General features: G+C 73.6%; 23 protein-coding genes and 1 tRNA gene. 6 read left to right on the plus strand and 18 right to left on the minus strand.

Annotation, left to right across the window (positions count from 1 at the left end):
• The first annotated feature begins 60 nt into the window (after positions 1 to 60).
• The gene (locus tag QM782_RS05100) at positions 61 to 729 is read left to right on the plus strand and encodes a trimeric intracellular cation channel family protein (RefSeq protein WP_415201839.1); all 669 of its coding nucleotides are present in this window, start codon (positions 61 to 63) and stop codon (positions 727 to 729) included.
• Between the two features lie 4 nt (positions 730 to 733).
• Here the strand turns inward: QM782_RS05100 and QM782_RS05105 are convergent, their stop codons facing one another.
• The 6 genes from QM782_RS05105 to can all read right to left on the minus strand — a co-directional run bounded on the left by QM782_RS05105 (position 734) and on the right by can (position 5443).
• Positions 734 to 934 carry a hypothetical protein gene (locus QM782_RS05105; RefSeq protein ID WP_415201840.1) on the minus strand — a complete coding sequence of 67 codons (201 nt, stop codon included), beginning with the start codon at positions 932 to 934 and terminating at the stop codon, positions 734 to 736.
• Positions 935 to 1009: 75 nt separating this feature from the next.
• Positions 1010 to 1729 carry an HAD family hydrolase gene (locus QM782_RS05110; RefSeq protein WP_415201841.1) on the minus strand — a complete coding sequence of 240 codons (720 nt, stop codon included), beginning with the start codon at positions 1727 to 1729 and terminating at the stop codon, positions 1010 to 1012.
• A gap of 43 nt (positions 1730 to 1772) precedes the next feature.
• Positions 1773 to 2168: a YchJ family protein gene (locus QM782_RS05115; protein WP_415201842.1), complete on the minus strand. Its 396-nt coding sequence runs from the start codon at positions 2166 to 2168 to the stop codon at positions 1773 to 1775.
• Positions 2165 to 3295, minus strand: coding sequence for an acyl-CoA dehydrogenase family protein (locus QM782_RS05120; RefSeq protein WP_415201843.1), 1131 nt, complete (start codon positions 3293 to 3295; stop codon positions 2165 to 2167). Before QM782_RS05120 ends, QM782_RS05115 begins: the two co-directional genes overlap by 4 nt.
• 233 nt (positions 3296 to 3528) lie before the next feature.
• On the minus strand, positions 3529 to 4722 hold the full coding sequence (locus QM782_RS05125; protein WP_415201844.1) for an acetyl-CoA C-acyltransferase: 1194 nt from the start codon (positions 4720 to 4722) through the stop codon (positions 3529 to 3531).
• A 34-nt stretch (positions 4723 to 4756) separates the two neighbouring features.
• Complete coding sequence (can, locus tag QM782_RS05130) at positions 4757 to 5443, minus strand: carbonate dehydratase (protein ID WP_415201845.1); 687 nt, start codon at positions 5441 to 5443, stop codon at positions 4757 to 4759.
• 213 nt (positions 5444 to 5656) lie between these two features.
• Here can and QM782_RS05135 point away from each other — a divergent pair, with 213 nt between their 5' ends.
• Complete coding sequence (locus QM782_RS05135) at positions 5657 to 6718, plus strand: MBL fold metallo-hydrolase (protein ID WP_415201846.1); 1062 nt, start codon at positions 5657 to 5659, stop codon at positions 6716 to 6718.
• Between the two features lie 46 nt (positions 6719 to 6764).
• On the opposite strand, the gene QM782_RS05140 is transcribed toward QM782_RS05135, so the two are convergent.
• The 9 genes from QM782_RS05140 to QM782_RS05180 form a co-directional block, all read right to left on the minus strand.
• The gene (locus QM782_RS05140; protein ID WP_415201847.1) at positions 6765 to 7379 is read right to left on the minus strand and encodes a hypothetical protein; all 615 of its coding nucleotides are present in this window, start codon (positions 7377 to 7379) and stop codon (positions 6765 to 6767) included.
• 22 nt (positions 7380 to 7401) lie between these two features.
• Entirely contained in the window at positions 7402 to 8241 is an 840-nt protein-coding gene (locus QM782_RS05145) for a M48 family metallopeptidase (protein ID WP_415201848.1), read from the minus strand.
• The gene (locus QM782_RS05150; protein WP_415201849.1) at positions 8238 to 9014 is read right to left on the minus strand and encodes a lysophospholipid acyltransferase family protein; all 777 of its coding nucleotides are present in this window, start codon (positions 9012 to 9014) and stop codon (positions 8238 to 8240) included. The genes QM782_RS05145 and QM782_RS05150 overlap by 4 nt, the downstream gene beginning before the upstream one ends.
• Positions 9011 to 9586, minus strand: coding sequence for a D-glycero-beta-D-manno-heptose 1,7-bisphosphate 7-phosphatase (gene gmhB / locus QM782_RS05155; RefSeq protein ID WP_415201850.1), 576 nt, complete (start codon positions 9584 to 9586; stop codon positions 9011 to 9013). Before gmhB ends, QM782_RS05150 begins: the two co-directional genes overlap by 4 nt.
• Before the next feature lie 17 nt (positions 9587 to 9603).
• On the minus strand, positions 9604 to 11730 hold the full coding sequence (gene glyS, locus QM782_RS05160) for a glycine--tRNA ligase subunit beta (protein WP_415201851.1): 2127 nt from the start codon (positions 11728 to 11730) through the stop codon (positions 9604 to 9606).
• 2 nt (positions 11731 to 11732) lie between these two features.
• A complete protein-coding gene (gene glyQ / locus QM782_RS05165; protein ID WP_415201852.1) occupies positions 11733 to 12647 on the minus strand; it encodes a glycine--tRNA ligase subunit alpha in 915 nt (304 codons plus the stop codon).
• A gap of 74 nt (positions 12648 to 12721) precedes the next feature.
• Positions 12722 to 14263 (minus strand): apolipoprotein N-acyltransferase, encoded by a 1542-nt coding sequence (gene lnt / locus QM782_RS05170; protein WP_415201853.1) that lies wholly within the window; start codon positions 14261 to 14263, stop codon positions 12722 to 12724.
• Positions 14260 to 15150, minus strand: coding sequence for an HlyC/CorC family transporter (locus tag QM782_RS05175; protein WP_415201854.1), 891 nt, complete (start codon positions 15148 to 15150; stop codon positions 14260 to 14262). Before QM782_RS05175 ends, lnt begins: the two co-directional genes overlap by 4 nt.
• 90 nt (positions 15151 to 15240) lie before the next feature.
• Positions 15241 to 15900 (minus strand): GNAT family N-acetyltransferase, encoded by a 660-nt coding sequence (locus tag QM782_RS05180; RefSeq protein WP_415201855.1) that lies wholly within the window; start codon positions 15898 to 15900, stop codon positions 15241 to 15243.
• 250 nt (positions 15901 to 16150) lie between these two features.
• Here QM782_RS05180 and QM782_RS05185 point away from each other — a divergent pair, with 250 nt between their 5' ends.
• Positions 16151 to 16573: a hypothetical protein gene (locus QM782_RS05185; protein ID WP_415201856.1), complete on the plus strand. Its 423-nt coding sequence runs from the start codon at positions 16151 to 16153 to the stop codon at positions 16571 to 16573.
• A 37-nt stretch (positions 16574 to 16610) separates the two neighbouring features.
• On the opposite strand, the gene QM782_RS05190 is transcribed toward QM782_RS05185, so the two are convergent.
• Positions 16611 to 17513 (minus strand): esterase/lipase family protein, encoded by a 903-nt coding sequence (locus QM782_RS05190; protein WP_415201857.1) that lies wholly within the window; start codon positions 17511 to 17513, stop codon positions 16611 to 16613.
• Between the two features lie 126 nt (positions 17514 to 17639).
• On the opposite strand from QM782_RS05190, the gene QM782_RS05195 reads away from it, so the two are divergent.
• The gene (locus QM782_RS05195; RefSeq protein ID WP_415201858.1) at positions 17640 to 18419 is read left to right on the plus strand and encodes an enoyl-CoA hydratase; all 780 of its coding nucleotides are present in this window, start codon (positions 17640 to 17642) and stop codon (positions 18417 to 18419) included.
• Positions 18420 to 18457: 38 nt separating this feature from the next.
• Positions 18458 to 18534: transfer RNA gene (locus QM782_RS05200), tRNA-Met, on the plus strand.
• Between the two features lie 119 nt (positions 18535 to 18653).
• Here QM782_RS05200 and QM782_RS05205 read toward each other — a convergent pair.
• Positions 18654 to 18977, minus strand: coding sequence for a DUF4148 domain-containing protein (locus tag QM782_RS05205; RefSeq protein ID WP_415201859.1), 324 nt, complete (start codon positions 18975 to 18977; stop codon positions 18654 to 18656).
• Positions 18978 to 19303: 326 nt separating this feature from the next.
• Positions 19304 to 21436 carry an FUSC family protein gene (locus tag QM782_RS05210; protein WP_415201860.1) on the minus strand — a complete coding sequence of 711 codons (2133 nt, stop codon included), beginning with the start codon at positions 21434 to 21436 and terminating at the stop codon, positions 19304 to 19306.
• Between the two features lie 84 nt (positions 21437 to 21520).
• On the opposite strand from QM782_RS05210, the gene QM782_RS05215 reads away from it, so the two are divergent.
• Entirely contained in the window at positions 21521 to 21949 is a 429-nt protein-coding gene (locus tag QM782_RS05215; protein ID WP_415201861.1) for a hypothetical protein, read from the plus strand.
• The last annotated feature ends 7 nt before the right edge of the window (positions 21950 to 21956 follow it).

Consider the following 21956-nt stretch of genomic DNA (forward strand, 5'->3'; position numbering starts at 1 on the left):
ATACGGGAGCCCGGAGAGCCGCGGCGCTACCATCGGCGGCCCCGCCGCCGCACGCCGCCCATGCCCACCCTGCCGTTCGCCCACGTCCTTTCGCTGTCCACCGCGCAGACCGCGATCGAGGCCGCGGCCACGGTGGCGTTCGCGGCCTCGGGCCTGCTGGCGGCGGCGCGCAAGCGGCTCGACGCGGTGGGCGTGTGCGTGGTGGCCGGGCTGACGGCCTTCGGCGGCGGCACGCTGCGCGACGTGCTGCTGGACCGCCGGCCGTTCTTCTGGGTCGAGCACGCCGGCTGGCTGTGGGGGCTGCTCGCGCTGTGCGCGGCGGCCATGCTGTTCATGCGCGCGCGGCATTTCGCGGCCACCGAACGCGCCATCCTGTGGCCGGACGCGCTGGGCCTGGGCCTGTTCACCGCCAACGGCACGCAGATCGCGCTGGCCGCCGGCATGCCGCCCATCGTGGCGGTGCTGATGGGGATGATGACCGCCGTCTTCGGCGGCGTGCTGCGCGACATCGTCTGCAACGAGATCCCGCGCGCCTTCAGCGACCACCAGCCCTACGCCGTCTGCGCGTTCGCCGGCGGCTGGGTGGTGGTGCTGGGCCACGCGCTGCGCATGGACGACTGGCTGGTGCTGGCCGCCGGGGCCGGCAGCGCCACGCTGCTGCGGCTGGTGGCCTGGTGGTCGGGCTGGACGCTGCCGGCCTGGAACACCGGCGAGCCGCGGCAGGAATGAGCCGTCAGGCCGTGGCGCCCTGCTGCAGCAGCGTGGTCAGGGCGTGCGAGCCGGCGGCCATCGCGCCTTCGTAGCTGTCGTAGCTGTCCTCGCTGCGGCGCACGGTGCGCTGGGCGCGGCCCCGGTCGTCGGTCTCCATCAACGCCCAGACGTAGCTGCCCGGCAGCGGCTCGTGGACGACGAGCTGGATCGGCTTGTGGGTCATGTGAGTCTCCTCTGGTGACGGGCGCCGCCCGCGGGGCGCAGGGCCCCGCGCGCCATGCGGCGCCGGCCGGCCAGTCTATGCCTGGCCGCCGGCCCGGTCCGTACGGCCCTGCGCCGAGCAGGGGTACGACCATTCCTGCAGCAGCCCGGGCAGCAGCGCCATGTCGGTGAACACCGTCACGGCGCCGGCGGCGCGCAGCGCCTCGGCCGGGCTGTGGCCCGGGCCGCCCGGGCTGTAGCCGAACACCGTGGCGCCGGCGGCCGCGCCGGCCGCGACGCCGGTGACCGTGTCCTCGACCACCGCGCAGCGCCGCGGGTCCGCGCCCAGCGCCGCGGCGGCGGCCAGGTAGACGTCCGGGTGCGGCTTGGAGCGCGGCATCTCGTGGCCGCTGAAGATGCGGCCCGCGAAGCAGTCGAGCAGGCCGACCTTGCCCAGCTGCAGCTCGACCTTGCCGCGGTCGGCCCCGGAAGCGCAGGCGATGCGCCCGCCGGTGGCCGCGTGCAGCGCACGCACCGCCGCCGGCGCGCCGGGCACGGCCGCGAGATCGCGCGCCAGCGCCGCATTGCGGCGCGCCCAGAACGCCTGCAGCCATTCCTGCGTCAGCGGCTGGCCGGTCTCGCGCTCGATCCGCGCCGCCTCGTCGCGGACGGCCTTGCCGATGAAGATGCGCATGCACTCCTCCGGGCTGAGCCGCCAGCCGCGCTCGCCCAGCATCTGGACCAGCACGCCGTGGGTGATGGGTTCGGAATCGACGAGCACGCCGTCGCAGTCGAAAAGGATGGCCTCGAATCGCATGCCGCGATTGGACCATGCTGCGCCGCGGCACGCCGGGCGGCGGTCAGGCCGCGGCGTCGAGGTAGTACCAGCGCCCGGCCTCGCGCACGAAGCGGCTGCGCTCCTGCAGCCGGTGGGCCCGGCCGCCGGCGTCGCGGTAGCGTGCCACGAACGCCACCTCGGCCCGGTCGGCGCCGGCCGGCCGGTGCGCCTGCACCTGCAGGCCCAGCCAGCGCACGCCCGGCTCGAAGTCCAGCCGCGCCGGGCGATGGCGCGCATGCCAGGTCGCCAGCAGGTAGTCGGCCCGCTCGCGCACGAAGGCCGTGTAGCGCGAGCGCATCAGCGACTCGGCGTCGGGCGCGGGCGTGCCGCCGAAGTCGTCCAGGTAGCGGCCGCAGCAGGCCGCATAGGCCAGCGGGCGCCGGCGCGCGTCGAGCCGGCCGCAGGGGCAGGCCGTCATGCCAGCGCCCGGGTGACGAGGATGCGCTGCACGTCGTTCGTGCCCTCGTAGATCTGGCACACGCGCACGTCGCGGTAGATGCGCTCGACCGGGAAGTCGCGGACGACCCCGTAGCCGCCCAGCGTCTGGATCGCGGCGCTGCAGACGCGCTCGGCCATCTCGCTGGCGAACAGCTTGGCCATGGCGGCCTCCTTCAGGCAGGGCCGGCCGGCGTCGCGCAGGCTGGCGGCATGCCAGACCAGCTGGCGCGCGGCCTCGATCTGCGTCGCGCAGTCGGCCAGGCGGAAGCCCACGGCCTGGTGCTGCAGGATCGGCACGCCGAAGCTCTGGCGCTCCCTGGCATAGGCCAGCGCCACCTCGAACGCGCTGCGCGCCATGCCCACGCTCTGCGCGGCGATGCCGATGCGCCCGCCCTCCAGCGCGCCGAGCGCGATCCGGTAGCCCTCGCCCTCGGCGCCGATCAGGTGGTCGGCCGGCACGCGGCAGTGCTCGAAGCGGACCTGCGCGGTGTCGCTGCTGTGCTGGCCCAGCTTGTCCTCCAGCCGCAGCACCGTGTAGCCGGGCGTGTCGGTCGGCACCAGGAAGGCGCTCAGGCCCTGCTTGCCGGCGCCCTTGTCGGTCACCGCGATGACGATGGCGAGCTGGCCGTTCCGCCCGCTGGTGACGAACTGCTTGACGCCGTCGAGCACCCAGCCGCCGCCGTCGCGCCGCGCGGTGGTGCGCAGCGCCGAGGCGTCGCTGCCCACGTGCGGCTCGGTCAGGCAGAAGGCGCCCAGCAGTTCGCCGCGCGCCAGCGGCACGAGCCAGCGCTGCTGCTGCGCCGCGCTGCCGTAGCGCATCAGGATGGCGTTGACGGGGCAGTTGGTCACGCTGATCGCGGTGCTGGTGCCGCCGTCGCCGGCGGCGATCTCCTCCAGCACCAGGGCCAGCGTCAGGTAGTCGAGGCCGGCGCCGCCGTAGGCCTCGGGCACGCAGATGCCGTAGGCGCCGAGCGCGGCCAGGCCCTGGTGCGCGGCCTTCGGGAAGTGGTGGTCGCGGTCCCACTGCGCGGCGTGGGGCCACAGCTCGGCCTGCGCGAAGGCGCGCACGGCCTCGCGGATGGCTTCCTGGTCGGGGGTCAGCAGCATGGGGATGTCTCCGTGCGAAGCGGCCCGGCGGTGCCCCGCGTCAGAAGGTGTGAATGGACCGGCCGCGGCCACGACGGGGCGCGGCTGGGCGCAGGCGCAAGCGCAGGCCGCCGCCCTGGCGGGTACGACACCCGCGTGCGGCCTCGCGAGGCGAGGCACGGGCAGCGGCGGGGGTGCAGGAGGCAGGTGGCCATCGGGCCTCGCGCGGGCGTGCGCGGTCCGCTCACACCTTTTCAGACCAGCTCCAGCGCCAGCGCCGTGGCCTCGCCGCCGCCGATGCACAGCGTGGCCAGGCCGCGCTGCTTGCCATGTGCCTGCAGCGCATGGATCAGCGTGACCACGATGCGCGCGCCGCTGGCGCCGATCGGATGGCCCAGCGCGCAGGCGCCGCCGTGCACGTTGACGATGTCGTGCGGCAGGGACAGGTCGGCCATCAGCGCCATCGGCACCACGGCGAAGGCCTCGTTGATCTCCCACAGGTCGACGTCGGCCACGCCCCAGCCGGCCTTGGCCAGCGCCTTGCGCGTGGCGCCCACGGGCGCGGTGGCGAACCATTCGGGCGCCTGCGCGTGCATCGCGTGGGCCACGATGCGCGCGACGGGCCGGGCGCCCAGGCGCTCGGCCGTGGACGCGCGCGCCAGCACCAGCGCGGCGGCGCCGTCGTTGATCGACGAGCTGGAGGCGGCGGTGATCGTGCCGTCCTTGCGGAACGCGGGCTTGAGCGCGGGAATCCGGTCGAGCCGGATCTTGCCGGGGCCCTCGTCCACGTCGACCACGGTGTCGCCGCCGCGGCCCGGAACGGCGACCGGCGCGATCTCGGCCCGGAACGCGCCGGACCGCGTGGCGTCCTGGGCCCGCTGCACGCTGGCGATGGCGAAGCGGTCCTGCTGCTCGCGCGTGAACCCGTAGCGCGCCGCGCAGTCCTCGCCGAAGGTGCCCATCGAGCGGCCGAGCTCGTAGGCGTCCTCCAGGCCGTCGAGCATCATGTGGTCGAAGATGCGGTCGTGGCCGATGCGGATGCCGCGGCGGCCCTTGGGCAGCAGGAAGGGTGCGTTGGTCATGCTCTCCATGCCGCCGGCGACCATGACCTCGTGCGTGCCGGCCAGCAGCATGTCGTGGGCCATGATGGCCGCCTGCATGCCCGAGCCGCACATCTTGGACAGCGTGACGGCGCCGGCGCTCTGGGGCAGCCCGCCCTTGAACGCGGCCTGGCGCGCCGGCGCCTGGCCCTGGCCGGCCATCAGGCAGTTGCCGAACAGCACCTCGCCGACCGATGCGGGCGCGACGCCGGCGCGCTCGACCGCGGCCTTGATCGCCACGCCGCCCAGGTCGTGCGCCGCGAGGCTGGCGAAGTCGCCGAGAAAGCCGCCCATGGGCGTGCGCGCGGCGCCGAGGATCACGATGGGGTCTTGCGCGTGCGGGGCCATGCCGTCTCCTTGTCTCGATGGATGCTGCGGAGGCCTATTCTTCCTCGTCCTCGTCCGGCTGCACCGCGCCGTCGGCGCGCGGGTAGCGCTTGATCGCGTCGCGGAAGGTGTCGATCACCATGTCGGGGTGGTCCACGCTGACCTTCAGGTCGTTGACCAGGCCGTCCCTCAGGCCGTAGCACCAGCCGTGGATGGTGAGCTGCTGGCCGCGCGCCCAGGCATCCTGCACCACGGTGCACAGCGCCACGTTGCCGACCTGCTCGATCACGTTGATCTCGCACAGCACGTCGTGCTGGCGCTCGGGCGGCAGGTGGTCGATGCGCTTGCGGTGGCGTAGCCGCAGGTCGCCGATGTGGGCCAGCCAGTTGTCGGCCAGGCCGATGCGCTGGCCGAGCAGCACGGCGCGCACGCCGGCGCAGCCGTAGTGGCCGGTGACCATGATGTGCTCCACCCGCAGGTGCTCCACGGCGAACTGGATCGTGGACAGCGCGTTCAGGTCCGAGTGCACCACCACGTTGGCCACGTTGCGGTGCACGAACACCTCGCCCGGGTCCAGGCCGGTGATCTCGTTGGCCGGCACGCGGCTGTCGGCGCAGCCGATCCACATGTAGCGCGGCTTTTGCTGCGCCATCAGGCTGGTGAAGAAGCCGGGCCGCTCGCGTTCGACGCGGGCGGCCCAGGCGCGGTTGTTGGCGAGCAGGTTGTCTAGCGATGCGGCCATCGTTGGTCATTCCTTGCAGGGCTGGGAAGGGCGGTGTCTGCTGCGCCGCAGCAAACTCGTGGATTGTGCAAGGTTCGCGCCAGTCGCGCCGGCGGCGACCGGCGCGCACAGGTGACAGCCGGATCGGGGCGGCGTTCCTAGAATCCCCGCGCATCCCCGCAGGCGCGGCACCGCGCGTCGGTCCCACCAGCGACTTCCCTCCTTTTCTCTCCCATGAACGCACTCGAAAGCCAGCTGCACTATCCGTTCGGCGACCAGTTGCCGGCACCGGGCGCGGCGCTGCCGGTCGCCGATGGCGTGCTGTGGCTGCGCATGACGCTGCCGTTCGTGCTGGACCACATCAACCTCTGGCTGCTGCGCGACGAGATCGACGGCCGCGCCGGCTGGACCGTGGTGGACTGCGGCATCGCGCGCGAGGAATCCCGCGCGCAGTGGGAGCAGGTGTTCGCCACGCAGCTGGACGGCCTGCCGGTCCTGCGCGTGGTCGTGACCCACATGCACCCGGACCACATCGGCCTGGCGCACTGGCTGTGCACCCGGTGGAACGCGCCGCTGTGGATCAGCGCCACCGACTACCACGTGGCGCGGCTGAACCTGCTGGCCGCCGGCGGCACCGGCGGCGAGGCGGCCGCGGCCTTCTTCCGCCGGCACGGCCTGCTGGACGAGGAGCGGCTGCGGCAGGTGCGCGAGCGCCGGCAGTTCTACCCGGACATGGTGGACGGCATGCCGCAGCACTACGTGCGCCTGCTGGACGGCATGGCGCTGACCATCGGCGGCCGCCGCTGGCACTGCATCAGCGGCTACGGCCACGCGCCCGAGCACATCGCGCTCTTCTCGCCCGAGGCCGGCGTGCTGATCAGCGGCGACATGATGCTGCCGCGCATCTCGACCAATGTCAGCGTCTACGCCAACGAGCCCGAGGCCAACGCGCTGCAGCTGTTCCTGGACTCGATCGACAAGTTCCGCGCGCTGCCGCAGGACACGCTGACGCTGCCGGCGCACGGCAAGCCGTTCCTGGGCCTGCACACGCGCGTCGGGCAGCTGCACGACCACCACCGCCAGCACCTGGCCGAGGTGCTCGAGGCCTGCGCCACGCACGGGCCGCGCGCGGCGATGGACCTGCTGCCGGTGCTGTTCAAGCGCCCGCTGGACCTGCACCAGACCGGCTTCGCGATGGGCGAGACCGTGGCGCATCTGCACAAGCTGTGGTTCGACGGCGTGCTGCGGCGCAGCCTGGACGCGGACGGCGTGTACCGCTTCGCGCTGGCGGGCTGATCCGGGCGCACCACCGGCTTCCGGGCCGGCGGGGTCGCCCCTCCTCTCAATACCCGGCCAGCAGCGCCCGGTAGTCGCGCGCCGTGGCCGGCGAGGCCGCGTCCAGCGCCTGCTGCCAGGAGGTCTGGTGCCGCAGCACCAGCCGCGCGTCGGCCACGGCCCTGGAGCGGCAGAACCAGTGGCAGGTGTGCTGCATCAGCAGCAGCTCGGCCATCATCTGGCGCGCCTGCGCCTTCCCGGACAGGCCGCGCGCGTTGGCCGCGACCTCGGCGATGCCGCGCGCGTGGATCGCGAAGGCCTCGCGCACGTCGAACAGCCGGCGGCGCGGCAGCAGCTGCTGCGCCCAGGGCATCCACAGCGGCAGCTTGCTGACCTGGGCCTGCGGCGCCGCGATCTTGGCCACGTCGGCGGCGAAGCGCTCGAACTGCGCGGCCAGCGCCTGCTCGGTGCTGGCCAGCATGCCGCGGATCTGCGCCGCGCGCCCGGCCTCGGCCTCGCCCAGCCAGCGCAGGTAGCCGTCGATCAGCGTCTCCATCTGCTGCTCGATCTGGTAGGGCTGCAGGCAGCGGCCGAGCAGCTGCACGCGCTGCTGCTGCTCGCGCTTCTTCTGCACCTGGGCGGCCACGGCCAGCAGCGCCAGCACCAGCAGGGCTTCGGTCATGCGCGCGCACTCCTCGGTGACATCAGGACCATGGCGGAATCGTCTCCTCCTTGAGCTGGCCGCGCAGCGCGGCGTAGTCGGGCACGATGGCGCCCACCGTGTCCCAGAAGCGCGGGCTGTGGTCCATCACGCGCAGGTGGCTCAGCTCGTGCACGACCACGTAGTCGATGATGGGCAGGCGCAGGTGGATCAGCCGCCAGTTCAGCCGGATCGCGCCGCTGGCGCTGGCGCTGCCCCAGCGCGTGCCGGCGCTGGACAGGGACAGCCGCGTCCACTGCACCCCCAGCTGCGGCGCGTAGTGCGCCAGGCGCTCGGCGAAGAGGCGCTTGGCCTGGCGCATCAGCCAGGCCTGCACCGCGTCGCGGATCTGCTCGGGCGCGGCGCCGCGCGGCAGCGCCAGGCGCAGCACGCCGCGCCCCTCGTCCAGCGCGGCGCCGCCGGGACCGACGCCGTGGCGCGGCTCCAGTTCGAGCCGGACCGGCCGGCCCAGGAACGGCAGTTCGGCGCCGTCCCGCCAATCGATGCGCGCGGCCGCCTGGCGCTGCTGGCGCTCCTGCGCCTGGGCGAGCTTCTTCAGGATCCAGCCGCCCTTCTCGCGCACGGCGGCGTCCACGTCGGCCAGCGCGACCCAGCGCGGCGCGCTGACGACCAGGCCCTCGGGGCCGACGACGAAGCCGATGGTGCGGCGCGGCGCGCGCTTGAACGCGTAGGCGACCACGGCGCCGTCCAGCCGCGCCTGCCGGTTCGCGCGCGGATGCGCGAAGCGCACCGGCGCCAGCGTCCCGGCGGCCGGCGCCGCGTCCGGCGCCGAGGTCGCCGGCGGCCCGAGGAAGTCGAGGGCCAGCTGGACCAGCGGCCTCACCGCGCCCCCGGGTAGGCCTCGGGGTCGAGCCGGCGCATCTCGGCCTCGATCCAGGCCTGCACCTCGCGCATCAGCTCGTCGGCCTGCCGGCCGGCGGTCGGGATCGGCCGGCCGATCGAGATGTCGACGACGCCGGGCCGCTTGACGAAGGCCTTGCGCGGCCAGCACTTGGCCGAGGTCACGGCGATCGGCACCACCGGCGCGCCGCAGGCGATGGCCAGCCGCGTGCCGCCGGACTTGTACTGCCCCACGCCGCCGCGCGGAATGCGCGTGCCCTCGGGGAACATGATGACCCAGTTGCCCTGCTGCAGCAGCCGGCGGCCCTGCTGCACGACCTTGGCGAAGGCGCGCGCGCCGCGCGAGCGGTCGATGTGGATCATGTCCATGCGCGCCATGGACCAGCCGAAGAACGGGATGTAGAGCAGCTCGCGCTTGAACACGTAGGCCAGCGGGTGCGGCATGATGGCCGGCATCACCAGCGTCTCCCAGGTGGACTGGTGCTTGACCAGCAGCACGGCCGGGTCGGTGACGCCCCGGGGCAGGTTCTCCATGCCGGTCACGCGGTTGCGGATGCCCAGGATGAAGCGCCCCCCGGCCACGGCCACCTTGAGCCAGGTGGCGCAGATCCAGTACATGCGCGTGCGGCTGACGAACAGCGAGGCGAGGATCGCGAACGTGGCCCAGGGCACGATGGTCACCACCATCCACAGCAGGTGCAGCACCGAGCGCACGAAGGCCAGCAGCCAGGCGCCGGCGGACAGGCCGGACCTCATGGCGCGATCGTCTGGCGCGCCAGCATCTCGCGCGCGATCAGGAATTCGGCGAAGGCCATCAGGTCCAGGTGGACCACGGTGTCGGGCGGGCAGCCGGGTGGCGTGCCCTCCTCGCGCCAGGCGCCGGCCTTGCCGGTCAGCACCAGGTGCGGCTCGCAGCCGGCGGCGGCGCCGGCCTGCAGGTCGCGCGCGCTGTCGCCCACGGTGGGCACGCCGCGCAGGTCCACGCCCAGGCGCTCGCCGATCTGCTCGAACAGGCCGGACCGGGGCTTGCGGCAGGCACAGCCGTCGTCGGGCGTGTGCGGGCAGTAGAACACCGCGTCCAGCCGCCCGCCCAGGGCCGCCAGCGCCTTGTGCATCTTGGCGTGGATGGCGTTCAGCGAGACCACGTCGAACAGCCCGCGCCCCAGGCCCGACTGGTTGGTGGCGATGACCACGTGCCAGCCGTTGTGGTTCAGCTTGGCGATCGCCTCCAGCGCGCCCGGCAGCGGCACCCATTCCTCGGGCGACTTGACGAACTCCTCGCTGTCGGCATTGATGGTGCCGTCGCGGTCCATGATCACCAGCTTCATGGCCGGCTTGCCGCCCATCACGCCGCCAGACGCGCCAGGTCGGCCACGCGGTTCATCGCGCCGTGCAGCGACTTCAGCAGGCCCAGCCGGTTCAGCCGCACGTCGGCCTGCTCGGCGTTGACCATCACGCCGTCGAAGAAGGCGTCGACCGGCTCGCGCAGCACGGCCAGCGCACGCAGCGCGCCGGTGTAGTCGCCGGCCTCGAACAGCGCGTCGGACTGCGGCACCACCTGCGCCATCGCGGCGTGCAGCGCGCGCTCGGCCGGCTCGGCCAGCAGCACCGCGCTGACGTGGGCGTCGGCCTCGGGCGCCTTCTTCAGGATGTTGGCGATGCGCTTGTTGGCGGCGGCGATGGCCGGCGCCTCGGCCAGCGCGGCGAACGCGCGGGCCGCCTCCAGCCGGCGCGGGAACTCGCCCCAGGCCGGCCGCACGGCGATCACGGCGTCGACCTCCTGGGCGCTGTAGCCGCCCTCGCGCAGGTAGCCGGCCAGCCGCTCGTAGACGAACTGCAGCAGCTGCGCGTTGCTGGCGGCCGGGTCGGGCAGCAGGTCGCCGAAGACCTCGCCGGCGGCGGCCACGATCGCCGGCAGGTCCAGCGGCAGCGCGCGCTCGACCAGCATGCGCAGCACGCCCAGCGCGTGGCGGCGCAGCGCGAACGGGTCCTTGTCGCCGGTCGGCAGGTTGCCGATGCCGAACATGCCGACCAGCGTCTCCAGCTTGTCGGCCAGCGCGACCACGACGCCGGCCTGGCCGCGCGGCAGCGCGTCGCCGGCGAAGCGCGGGCGGTAGTGGTCCTCGATGGCGTCGGCCACGGCCTCGGGCAGGCCATCGTGGCGCGCGTAGTAGCGGCCCATGATGCCCTGCAGCTCGGGGAACTCGCCGACCATGTCGGTCAGCAGGTCGGCCTTGGCCAGCGTGGCGGCCACGTCGGCATCGTGCACCAGGGCTTCGTCGCCCAGGCGGCGCGCGATGTCGCGCGCGATCGCGCGCACGCGCTCCACGCGCTGGCCCTGCGTGCCGAGCTTGTTGTGGTAGACGACCTTGGCCAGGCCGTCCACGCGCGCGGCCAGCGTGCGCTTGCGGTCCTGGTCGTAGAAGAACTTGGCATCGGCCAGGCGCGGGCGCACCACGCGCTCGTTGCCGCCGACGACCGCGCCCGGGTCCTCGGGCCGGATGTTGCTGACGACCAGGAAGCGGTTGGTCAGCCGGCCCTCGGCGTCGAGCAGCGGGAAGTACTTCTGGTTGGCCTTCATGGTCAGGATCAGGCACTCCTGCGGCACGTCCAGGAACTGCTCCTCGAAGGCGCAGACCAGCACGTTGGGCCGCTCGACCAGGGCCGTGACCTCGTCCAGCAGCGCCTCGTCCTCGATCGGGCGCACGCCGCCGCCGACCTGCGCGGCCGCGGCGGCGAGCTGGCGCTCGATCTCGGCGCGGCGCGCGTCGAAGCCGGCGATCACGGCGCCGTCGCGCGCCAGCGTCTCGGCGTAGGCGTCGGCATGGGCGATGACGACCGGCGAGCGGGCCGCCTCGAAGCGGTGGCCGTGCGTGCTGTTGCCGGCCTGCAGGCCGAGCGCCTGCACCGGCACGACCGCCGCGCCGTGCAGCGCGACGAGGCCGTGCGCCGGGCGCACGAAGCTCACGCTGGTCCAGCCCGGCAGCTCGCAGCCCGATTCGAGCTGGTAGCTCATCAGCTTGGGGATCGGCAGCCTGGCGATGGCTTCGAGCAGCGCCTTCTGCAGGCCCTCGGCCAGCGTCACGCCGGGCAGCACGCTGTGGAGGAACAGCGCCTCGGCCTTGCCGTCGACGCGGCGCACGAGCCCCGGCACGGCGCTGGCATCGGCGCCGAGCGCGGCCAGCCGCTTCAGCAGCGCCGGCGTGGGCTGCTCGTCGGCGTCCAGGCCGACCGAGACCGGCATCAGCTTGGTGGACTGCGGCCGGTCGGCCGCCTGCGGCAGCACGCTGGTGACGTGCGCGGCCAGCCGGCGCGGCGAGGCGAACGGCGTCAGCACCGCATCGGCGCCGGCCAGGCCCTGGGCGCGCAGCTGCTCCAGCAGCTGCGTGCCGAAGGCATCGCCGAGCTTGCGCAGCGCCTTGGGCGGCAGTTCTTCGACGAACAGTTCGACGAGCAGGTTTTGTGCGGGCATGGTCAGGCGGCCACCTTGTCTTTCTTCGGGATCTGCGCGACCCATTCGCGCGGCGCCATCGGGAAGCCCAGGCGCTCGCGGCTGTCCACGTAGCTCTGCGCCACGGCGCGCGCCAGGTTGCGGATGCGGCCGATGTAGGCGGCGCGCTCGGTCACGCTGATGGCGCCGCGCGCGTCCAGCAGGTTGAAGCTGTGGGCGGCCTTGAGCACCTGCTCGTAGGCCGGCAGCGCGAGCTGCTGCTCCATCAGGTGGCGGGCCTGCTTCTCGTGCGCGGCGAAGGCGGTGAACAGGAAGCCGGCGTCGGAATGCTCGAAGTTGTAGGCCGACTGCTCGACCTCGTTCTGCTTGTAGACGTCGCCGTAGCTGAGGCCCTCGGTCCACTGCAGGTTGTAGACGTTGTCCACGCCCTGCAGGTACATGGCCAGGCGCTCCAGGCCGTAGGTGATCTCGCCGGTGATGGGCCGGCAGTCGATGCCGCCGACCTGCTGGAAGTAGGTGAACTGCGTGACTTCCATGCCGTTCAGCCAGACCTCCCAGCCCAGGCCCCAGGCGCCCAGCGTGGGGTTCTCCCAGTCGTCCTCGACGAAGCGGATGTCGTTCTTCTTCAGGTCGAAGCCCAGGGCTTCGAGCGAGCCCAGGTACAGGTCCAGGATGTCGACCGGCGCGGGCTTGAGCACCACCTGGTACTGGTAGTAGTGCTGCAGGCGGTTGGGGTTGTCGCCGTAGCGGCCGTCCTTGGGGCGGCGGCTGGGCTGCACGTAGGCGGCCTTCCAGGGCTCGGGGCCCAGCGCGCGCAGGAAGGTGGCGGTGTGCGAGGTGCCGGCGCCGACCTCCATGTCGTAGGGCTGCAGCAGCGCGCAGCCCTGCCCGGCCCAGTACGCCTGCAGCTTGAGGATGATTTGTTGGAATGACAGCATCGATGCGGGGCCGGGCCGCGCGGGCCGGCGGTGGGATTCAACGCTGCGCGCGGGGCGCGCGCAAACCGTGGATTCTACGGTCGCCGCCGGCGCCGCCAGGCCAGCGCCACCACGGCCAGCGCCGGCCCCCACAGCGGCGCCAGGCCCAGGCGGCCGGCCCACCAGGCGTAGGGCGTGATGCCGGTGTGGCCCTGCACCTCGCCGGTCAGCACGCCGCGCGTCAGGCGCGGCAGCGCGTGGGTGACCCGGCCCTGGGCATCGATGATGGCGGTGGCGCCGGTGTTGGTGGCGCGCAGCATCGGGCGGCGGAACTCCAGCGCGCGCATGCGCGAGATCGCCAGGTGCTGGTCGATCGCGATGCTGTCGCCGAACCAGGCGATGTTGCTCATGTTCACGAAGACCGTGGGCGCGCGCGCCGGGTCCACGAAGCGCGCCGCCAGTTCCTCGCCGAACAAGTCCTCATAGCAGATGTTCGGCGCCAGCCGCTGCGCGCCCAGCGCCAGCGAGGCCTGGCCGACGCCGCCGCGGCGGAAGTCCCCGAGCGGGATGTCCATCATCTCGGTGAACCAGCGGAACAGCGGCGGGACGAACTCGCCGAACGGCACCAGGTGGTGCTTGGCGTATTCGTAGTACGCGACGCGCCCGGGCACCAGGCCGACCGCGGCATTGATGTAGCCGTGCGTCATGTCGCCCAGCGGCATGCCGACCAGCGCGGCCTGGCCGCCGGCGGCGAAGCGCGCCTGCAGCGCCTGCCAGTAGCCGATCGGCAGCTGCTCGGGTAGCAGCGGCAGCGCCGTCTCGGGCGCGACGACCAGCGGCGTGGCGGCCTGCTGCAGCTGCTGGCCGTACCAGCGCAGCGACAGCTCGATGCCTTCGCCGGGCTCGAACTTCACGTCCTGCGGGATGTTCCCCTGCAGCAGGCTCACGCGCAGCGGCTCGGCGATGGCGTCGCGCGCCGGCGCGCGCCAGTGCAACAGCGCCGACAGCGCGGCCACGGCCAGCAGCGCGCCGGCGGCCCGGGCGCCGCCGCGCGCCGGCACCGCGGCCGTGCACGACGCGGCCAGTGCCGCGGCGAACGCCGCCAGCGCGCCGATGCCGTACACGCCGACCCAGGGCGCGAACGCGGCCAGCGGCCCGTCCACGTGCGCATAGCCCGCCGCGCCCCACGGAAAGCCGGTGAACCACAGGCCGCGGCCGAGCTCGGCCAGCGTCCAGGCGGCGGCCCACAGCAGCGCGCGGCCGAGCGTGTGCCGCGGGTCGCAGGCCCGCACCACCGCCGCCGCGGCGGCGTAGTACAGCGCCAGCAGCGCCGCCAGCACCGCCACGGCCAGCAGCGCCAGCGCCGCCGGCAGGCCGCCGTAGACGTGCATGGAGATGAACAGCCACCAGACGACGCCGGCCAGCCAGGCGCAGGCGAACAGGAAGCCGCGCAGCGCGGCGGCCCTTACGCCGGGCGCGCCGTCGACCAGGCGCACCAGCACCGCCAGCGCGGCCAGCTGCAGCCACCACTGGGGCTGGCCGTTCCAGGGAGCGGCGATCGACAGCGCATGGGCCAGGCCGGCCGCAGGCGCGACCGCCGCCGCCAGCCAGGCGCCGGCCGGGAAGCGCCGGGTCATCCGGCGCCGTCGCCGGTCCCGTCGACGGGCGCCACCTTGAACCAGCGCACGGCGCCGCCCTTGGTGTGCAGCACCAGGAAGCGCAGGCCGGCCAGGTCGTGGCGCTCGCCGCGGCGCAGGCCGTGGCCGGCGTCGTGCGCGATCAGGCCGCCGATGGTGTCGAAGCGATCGTCGCCGGCGCCGTCCTGCAGCCGCACGCCGAAGGCCTCCTCCACGCGCTCGACCGGCGTGTCGCCGCTGACGCGGTAGGTGCGGTCGGCCAGGCCGAAGATGTCGCCATGGTCCTCGGCGATGTCGAACTCGTCCTCGATCTCGCCGACGATCTGCTCCAGCACGTCCTCGATGGTGATCAGCCCGGCCACGCGGCCGAATTCGTCGATGACCACGGCCAGATGGTTGCGGTTGCCGCGGAACTCGCGCAGCAGGTCGTTCAGCCCCTTGTTCTCGGGCACGAACACCGCCGGGCGCAGCAGCGCGCGCAGGTTCAGCTCGGGAGCGCGCTGCAGCTTGAGCAGGTCCTTGGCCAGCAGGATGCCGATGATGTTCTCGCGCTCGCCCTCGTAGACCGGAAAGCGCGAGTGGGCCGTGGCGATGACCTGGTGCAGGATGGCGTCGTAGGGCGCGTCGATGTCCAGGCAGTCCATGCGCGTGGCCGCCACCATCACGTCGCCGGCCGTCTGGTCGGCCATGCGGATCACGCCTTCGAGCATGACGCGCGACTCCGGGCCGATGACGTCGTTTTCCTCGGCGTCGTTCAGCGTCTCGATCAGCTCGGCCCGCGAGTCGGGGCCCGGGTGGATGAATTCCGCCAGGCGCTGCAGGAAACTGCGCTTGTCTTCGCGCTCGGGGCTACCGGGCGCGGCGCGCCCGGGATGGGAGTCTGACACTAAGGGCTGGCACGGCGTGCTGTGGTGGGGGAGCCGCAAGGATAGCGGATCGCCCCCGCGCGGCCCAGCGCGCGCCGGCCGGGCGCGGGCTCAGCGGCCGGACTTGGCGCGCGCCTCGCGCACGCCGGCGCGCACTTCCTGCAGCCCCGCGAGGAAGCCGCGGAATTGCTTGGCCTGGGCCTTCCAGTGGTAGTCCGTCAGCGCCACCTGCTGCTGCAGGAGCTCGCTGACGCGCGAGTCCAGCGTGGCCGCCGGCAGGCGCAGGTAGGCCTCGGACTCGGAGCCGTCGCGCTCGACCGTGGCGCCGGCGTTGCGGGCGATCTTCAGCATCGCGGTGTTCTCGCTGAGCGCGTGGATGAACAGCATCTGCACGCCTTCGTTGCGGGCATGCATCGCAGCGCGCTCGAACAGCCGGCCGCCGTAGCCGCGCCCCCGCGCGTGCTCGGACACGGACACGCCGAACTCCGCGCAGGAGGCCAGCGACGGATCGACCGAGAACGCCAGGTGCGCCATCGCGATCAGGTCGAGCCGGCGGTTGTAGATGCCGAAGATCTCGTCGCGCCCGAAGTCCAGGCCGTCGGCGTAGCGGCGCACGTGCTCGTCGGCCGCGGCGTAGCCGAAGCGCAGGTAGCGGTCGTGCGGCGACAGCGCCAGCAGGTGGCGCTTGATGCGCTCGCGGTGTTCGGGGCCCAGCGAACGGATCGGCACGATGACCGGGGTCGCGCGGCGCACGTCTGCCCCGGGGTGCATGCGGGCCTGCATGCTGCCGGCGGCCGCGGCCGGGATCGGGGAGGAGCTAAAATGCTGCATTGCAACAATATACGCCCGGCATGTCCGGCGCGCTGAGAAAAGTCGACGTTTCTTGGACGAACTGCAGGGAATTTGCGGCGGCGCAACAAACGAAACAAACGCCGGAGCACCTGCAACCCGCCTGTAACGTGCCCTGCCCATACTCCGACCGCATCGCCGCGCCCCCTTGCCCAGGATCAGGAGGAAACCCTTGTCTCAAAGTTCTTTCGGCATGTTCACCGACAGCCCGCTGGACGCCGGTTCCGCCCCGCGGGGCTGGTGGCGCCAGCTGTGGTCGCGGCGCGAAGGGCGGCTGGACGACATCCGCCGCCGCATGCTGGCGCAGCTGGACGCCGTGCCCGATGCCGCGCAGCACGCGCCGCTGGCCGGGCGGATCCAGTCGGCCCGCCACGCCGAGGACCTGTGGGCGCTGCGCCAGGACTGGATGCAGGCCCTGGCCGACGTCCAGGGCCTATTGCTCGCGCGCCAGCGCCTGAGCGAAGTCAGCTTCATGTTCGCCGGCCTGCTGGACCGCGAGCAGCACGCCCGCGACTGCCTGGAGATCCTGCAGCAGGCCGCCGGCCCCGCCCGCGGGCTGGTGCGCGACGCCCAGCAGGCGCGCAGCGACCACTGAAGCGGACGCCTCCGCACCCCGCCCGGTCGGCGCCTCTTCATCGCCCGGCATCGCCGGCGGCGCCGGCCCAGGCCAGCGTCTCGCGCATCACCTCTTCGTGGAACGCCAGCGCCACGTGCGCCTGGCCGCGCAGCAGGCGGTTGTCGGCGCCTGCGCGCGTGGCGGTGGACACCGGGAACACGACGTTGTCGCAGTCGGTGTACCAGCAGGTGAACGGCGGCCGGGGCGCGCCCGCCTCGTCGCGCGCCAGCTCCGCGAGCCAGCGGCTGCCCGGGCGCATCTGGCGCGCATTGCGGCCGTGGCCCAGCCGGGCCATCCAGGTGCCGGCATGGGGGGCCGCGATCGTCACCACGCGGGCCACCCGGGCCGCCGCGCCGGGCCGGCGCAGCCAGGCGCGGGCGGCCAGCCCGCCCATGCTGTGGCACACCAGCACCGGCGGCAGGCCGGTGGCGGCTTCCAGCCGGGCCACGGCCGCCTCGACGATGGGCGCGTAGTCGTCGATCGAGCCGAACACCGGCTCCAGGCTCACGGCCACGCACGGCAGCCCCTGGGCGCGGGCCCGGCGCAGCCAGGGCGCCCAGAAGCCGCGGTTGCAGACCAGCCCGTGCACGAACACCACGCCGCGCCGGCGCACGGCCGGCAGGTGGTCGGGCTCGGCCGCGGCACGGAACGGCTGGCGCCAGAAGAACACCTGCAGGCCGCACCCCAGTTCGCGCGCCCAGGCGCGCAGCAGCGCCGCCGCGCCCGGCCGCGGCACCGGATCGTCGCCGTGCCGGACCAGCAGCGCGAATTCGGCGGCCAGCAGCGCGCCGTAGCCCAGCACCGGCAGCGCCAGGCCCGCCAGCGCCAGCAGCGGCGAGCGCGGCCACACGCCGACGGCCCAGGCCAGCGACGGCAGGGCCAGGAGCAGGCAGAGAAGTCGTTGCAGGCGCGCGAGCACGGCGGTCGTCCCAGGGCGCCGCATTCTCGCCCGGCGGCGCCGCCGGGACGACGCGGCGCGGCCCGGCACGGCCTGTGCGCCCCCCGCCGCTATAGTCGCCGGCGTCCGACAGCAACGGAGATCACCATGGAGTACGAGAACATCATCCTGCGCGTGGAGGCCGGCAAGGTCGGCGTCATCACGCTGAACCGCCCCAAGCAGCTGAACGCGCTGAACGACGCGCTCATGAACGAGCTGGGCGACGCGCTCAGGAAGCTGGACCAGGACGAGCACATCGGCTGCATCGTGCTGACCGGCAGCGAGAAGGCCTTCGCGGCCGGCGCCGACATCGGCGCCATGGCGGCCTACAGCTTCGCCGACGTCTACAAGGGCGACTACGTCACGCGCAACTGGGAGCAGGTGCGCGCGATCCGCAAGCCGGTGATCGCGGCCGTCAGCGGCTTCGCGCTGGGCGGCGGCTGCGAGCTGGCGATGATGTGCGACTTCATCATCGCGGCCGACAACGCCCGCTTCGGCCAGCCGGAGATCAAGCTCGGCGTGATCCCCGGCGCCGGCGGCACGCAGCGCCTGCCGCGCGCGGTCGGCAAGGCCAAGGCCATGGACATGGCGCTGACCGGCCGCATGATGGACGCGGCCGAAGCCGAACGCGCCGGCCTGGTCAGCCGCGTCGTGCCCGCCGACAAGCTGATGGACGAAGCCCTGGCCGCGGCCCTGTCGATCTGCGAGTTCTCGCAGATCGCCGTGATGGCGGCCAAGGAATCGGTGAACCGGGCCTTCGAGAGCGGCCTGTCGGACGGCGTGATGTTCGAACGCCGCCTGTTCCACGCCCTGTTCGCCACGGCCGACCAGAAGGAAGGCATGGACGCCTTCGTGCACAAGCGCAAGGCCGCGTTCAAGAACCAGTAGCGCGTGCGGCGAAATTCCCGCGCTATAATGCGCGGCTCGGCGCTTTAGCTCAGTCGGTTAGAGCGATGGAATCATAATCCACAGGTCCGCGGTTCGAGTCCGTGAAGCGCCACCAGATACATCAAGGGGCTACGTGAACACGTAGCCCCTTTTTCTTGGTGCGCCCGTACCGGCGCACCCCACGAAGAAGGCCGCCCGATGGGCGGCCTTCTTGCTTGACGCAGCGACTGGCGATCAGACTTCGCCGCGGACGATCAGGCCGTTGTGGACCGCGTAGACGGCCTCGGCGCGCACCGCGTCGCGGCTCAGCGTGCTCTTGGCGCTGGCCAGGGCGTCGACCTCGGCGCCTTCGGCGGTCTGCGGCAGCGTGCCGTCGCGCCGGGCCTGCAGGTAGTCGTTGCGCACGGCCTCGCGGCTCAGGCCGCTGACGTTGGGGGAAACCTCCACCGGGACGCCGACCTCGCCGCCGAAGGCAGCGATGTTGTCGGCCGCGAAGCTGGGAGCGGCGGCAAAGCCGGCAGCAGCGATCAGGGCGGAGGCGAACAGCTTGGTATTCATGATGGATTCCTTCTCGAATGGCGGATGCAACTCGGCATCGCGGCGAGGGCGGACCCCATGTCCGTCGTCGTCCTCGACGAGGCGTCTTGCCTTGCTATGCGCGTCTCATCGATGGAATGAATTGTGGGCGCCGCCCCTCGAAAGAAAAACGGTCCGCGCGGCAATGGACCGTTTCCGGTGACGCAACAGCACCGGCGCGGCGGCCTGCCCGTTTGGCGGGCACCGCGCCGCAGGCCGCATGGGGCCTCGCTCGCGCGAGATGCCCACGCGCTTGTCCACAGCCTTGCCCACCGGCAGCGGGAACAACCCGCCGTTCCGCGCGGATGTCAGAGACCCGGGGGTGCGTGCGCACGCACGGCCGCCGCCGCCTCGGCCACGCCCTCGGCGCCGCACACGACCAGCCGCAGCCGGCGCTCCAGCCACGGCAGCATCGGCGCACCGGGCGCCGGCGCGCGCAGGGCATCCGGCGGCACGTCCGGCAGTGCCGGATCGGCAACGCGTGGCGCGCCCGCCAGCCGCGCATCGACCTCGGCGGCCGCGGCCGCCAGCGCCTGGCGGGCCGCCGCGGCGTCGAGCTGGTCGCCACGGCGCTCGACCAGCGTGCGCGCGGCCGACAGCTGCGCCAGCAGCAGGTGGCAGCGCGTCAGCAGCGTGGCCATCGCCGCCAGCGGCACCTGCACGCGCGCGGGCTCGGCGCGGCTGCGCTGCGCGCTGGCGGCGATGGAGCCGATGGCCTCGTAGAACTCGCGCCGCGCCAGCCGCAGCGCCACGTCGGACCGCCCGGCCTCGGGCTGGCGCAGCGCCTCGGCGGCCAGCGTGCGGGCGGCGGCCAGCACGCGCGCCAGCAGCCGCTCCAGCCCGCGCCGCTCCCAGGCCGGCAGCACGTAGCAGAAGGCCCAGGCCAGCAGCGCGCCGAGCAGCGTGTCGGCCAGGCGTTCGCCGACGGCGTAGCCGCCCATCGGCTGCGCCATGTGGGCCTGCAGCAGCGCCATGATGGTGGCGGCCGTGGACGTGACGAGGTAGCGCACGTTGGCGAACGCGTGGGCCGTGCCGACGGCCAGCAGGAACGCCGCGCCGGACAGCCAGGGTTGTCCGAGCCAGGCGAACAGCAGCACCAGCAGGCAGCCGAGCACAGTGCCGGCCACGCGCGCGTCGCGGCGCGCCAGCGTCTGGTCCAGGTTGCCGCGCAGCACCACGGCCACGCTCAGCACCAGCCAGTGCGGATGCGAGGTCCAGGGCAGCGCCAGCGCCAGGAAGTAGGCCGCGGCCAGCGCGCAGCCGCTGCGGATCGCATGCCGCAGGATCGGCGAGTCCAGCCGGCGGTGCGGCGCCAGCGCCGCCAGCGGCCAGCCCTCGGGGGAGACGAAGAACTGCAGCTCGGCCACGTCGAGCGGCACGGCGGCGGCCTCGCCGCGCCAGGCCAGCTCCATGCGCACGAGGTCCTCGTCGACGTGCCGCGCCCGCTCGCGCAGCGCGGCGGACAGCGCGGCGCGCCGCGGGTCGCCGGCGAACGCGGTCAGCGCCGCGCCGAGGGCGTCCGCGTCGGCCGGCGGCAGCGTGAAGGGCCGGCCCGTCTGCACGGCCAGCGCCAGCAGCTCCAGCGCGGCGGCGGCGGCGTCGATCCGGGCCGACAGCGCCAGCCGCAGCCGCTCGGCCGCGGCGTCGGTGCCCAGCAGGTTGAGGTCCAGCTCGCTGCCCAGCAGCGTGTCGCGCAGGCCGATCGCATGCAGCAGCACGGCGATGCCGCGGGGCGCATCGGGCGCGCCGGCGGCGCTGAACAGCAGGTCGCGCGCCGGCTGCAGGCGCTCGTCCAGCCCCGCCTGCCGCTGCATCCAGTCCTGCAGCGGCAGCGCGCCGGCGGCCTCGCGCGGGCCGGCCGCCAGCATGCGCGCCCGCGAGCGGAACAGCGCCGCCGTGGCCGACAGCACGCCGGCCAGCGCCAGCGCGCGGTAGCGCGGCTGCAGCCAGCGCGACGTGGCGACGGCCCAGCCGATGTAGAGCGCGGCGCCAGCCGCCATCCAGCCCGCATGCAGCAGCTGCACCTGCCAGCCACCCGGCGCCGGGCCGGCCATGGAGAACACGACGGCCAGCACCGGCACGAAGGAGATCGGCCCCGCGCGCACGCCCCAGGCCAGCAGCATGCTGCCGCCGAAGGCCAGCACGCCGACCAGCACGCCGAGCACGGCCACGTGGCCGCGCAGCGCCGTGACCAGCAGGCCGGAAACCAGGCCGACCGCCGCGGCCAGCACCGTGCGGTGCCAGGTGCGGCGCGGCGGATTGGGCGTGTCGGCCAGGCTGGCGTAGATCGCGCCGCTGGTGGCCAGCAGCGCCGCCTGCGCCCCGCCGGCCGCGCCCGCCAGCATCTGCACCAGCAGCACGCCCAGCGCGACGCCGATGCCGTTGAGCAGGTAGGCCGGCAGTTGCAGCGCCCAGCGGCGCAGGCGGTCGGCAAGGGTCACCGGGCGTTCTCCGTTCGTCGTGGGCGGCGATCTTAGAACGGGCCGGCGCCCTAAAATCCCCGGCCCAGCCTCTGGATGAACACCATGAACCGCTGCCTTCGCGCATCCGCGCTCCTCGCCTGCTCGCTGACGCTCGCCGCCGCCGCCCCGGCCCAGCAGCCGGTGCGCGCCTTCCCGGACGAGGCGCTGCGCGGCGTGCTCGAAGTCACCCGGCCGCCCGAGATCCTGCTGGACGGCCGGACCGACCGGCTGTCGCCCGGCGCCCGCATCCGCGGGCCGCGCAACGAACTGGTCATGTCCGCCAGCCTCGTCGGGCAGCGCCTGGTGGTGAACTACGTGCGCGAGACGCAGGGCCTGGTCCACGAGGTCTGGCTGCTGAACGAACAGGAAGCCGCGCTGAAGCGCCCGGGTGCCAGGCGCGCGCGCAACTTCGTGTTCGCCTCCGAGCAGAACGACCGCCCGCGCGACGACGGCAAGACGCCGTTCCACCTGCTGCCCAAGTACGGCCAGTGAGAAGCCC

Source organism: Pseudorhodoferax sp., assembly GCF_047601025.1.
In the GTDB taxonomy this organism is placed as follows: Bacteria; Pseudomonadota; Gammaproteobacteria; order Burkholderiales; family Burkholderiaceae_C; genus Pseudorhodoferax.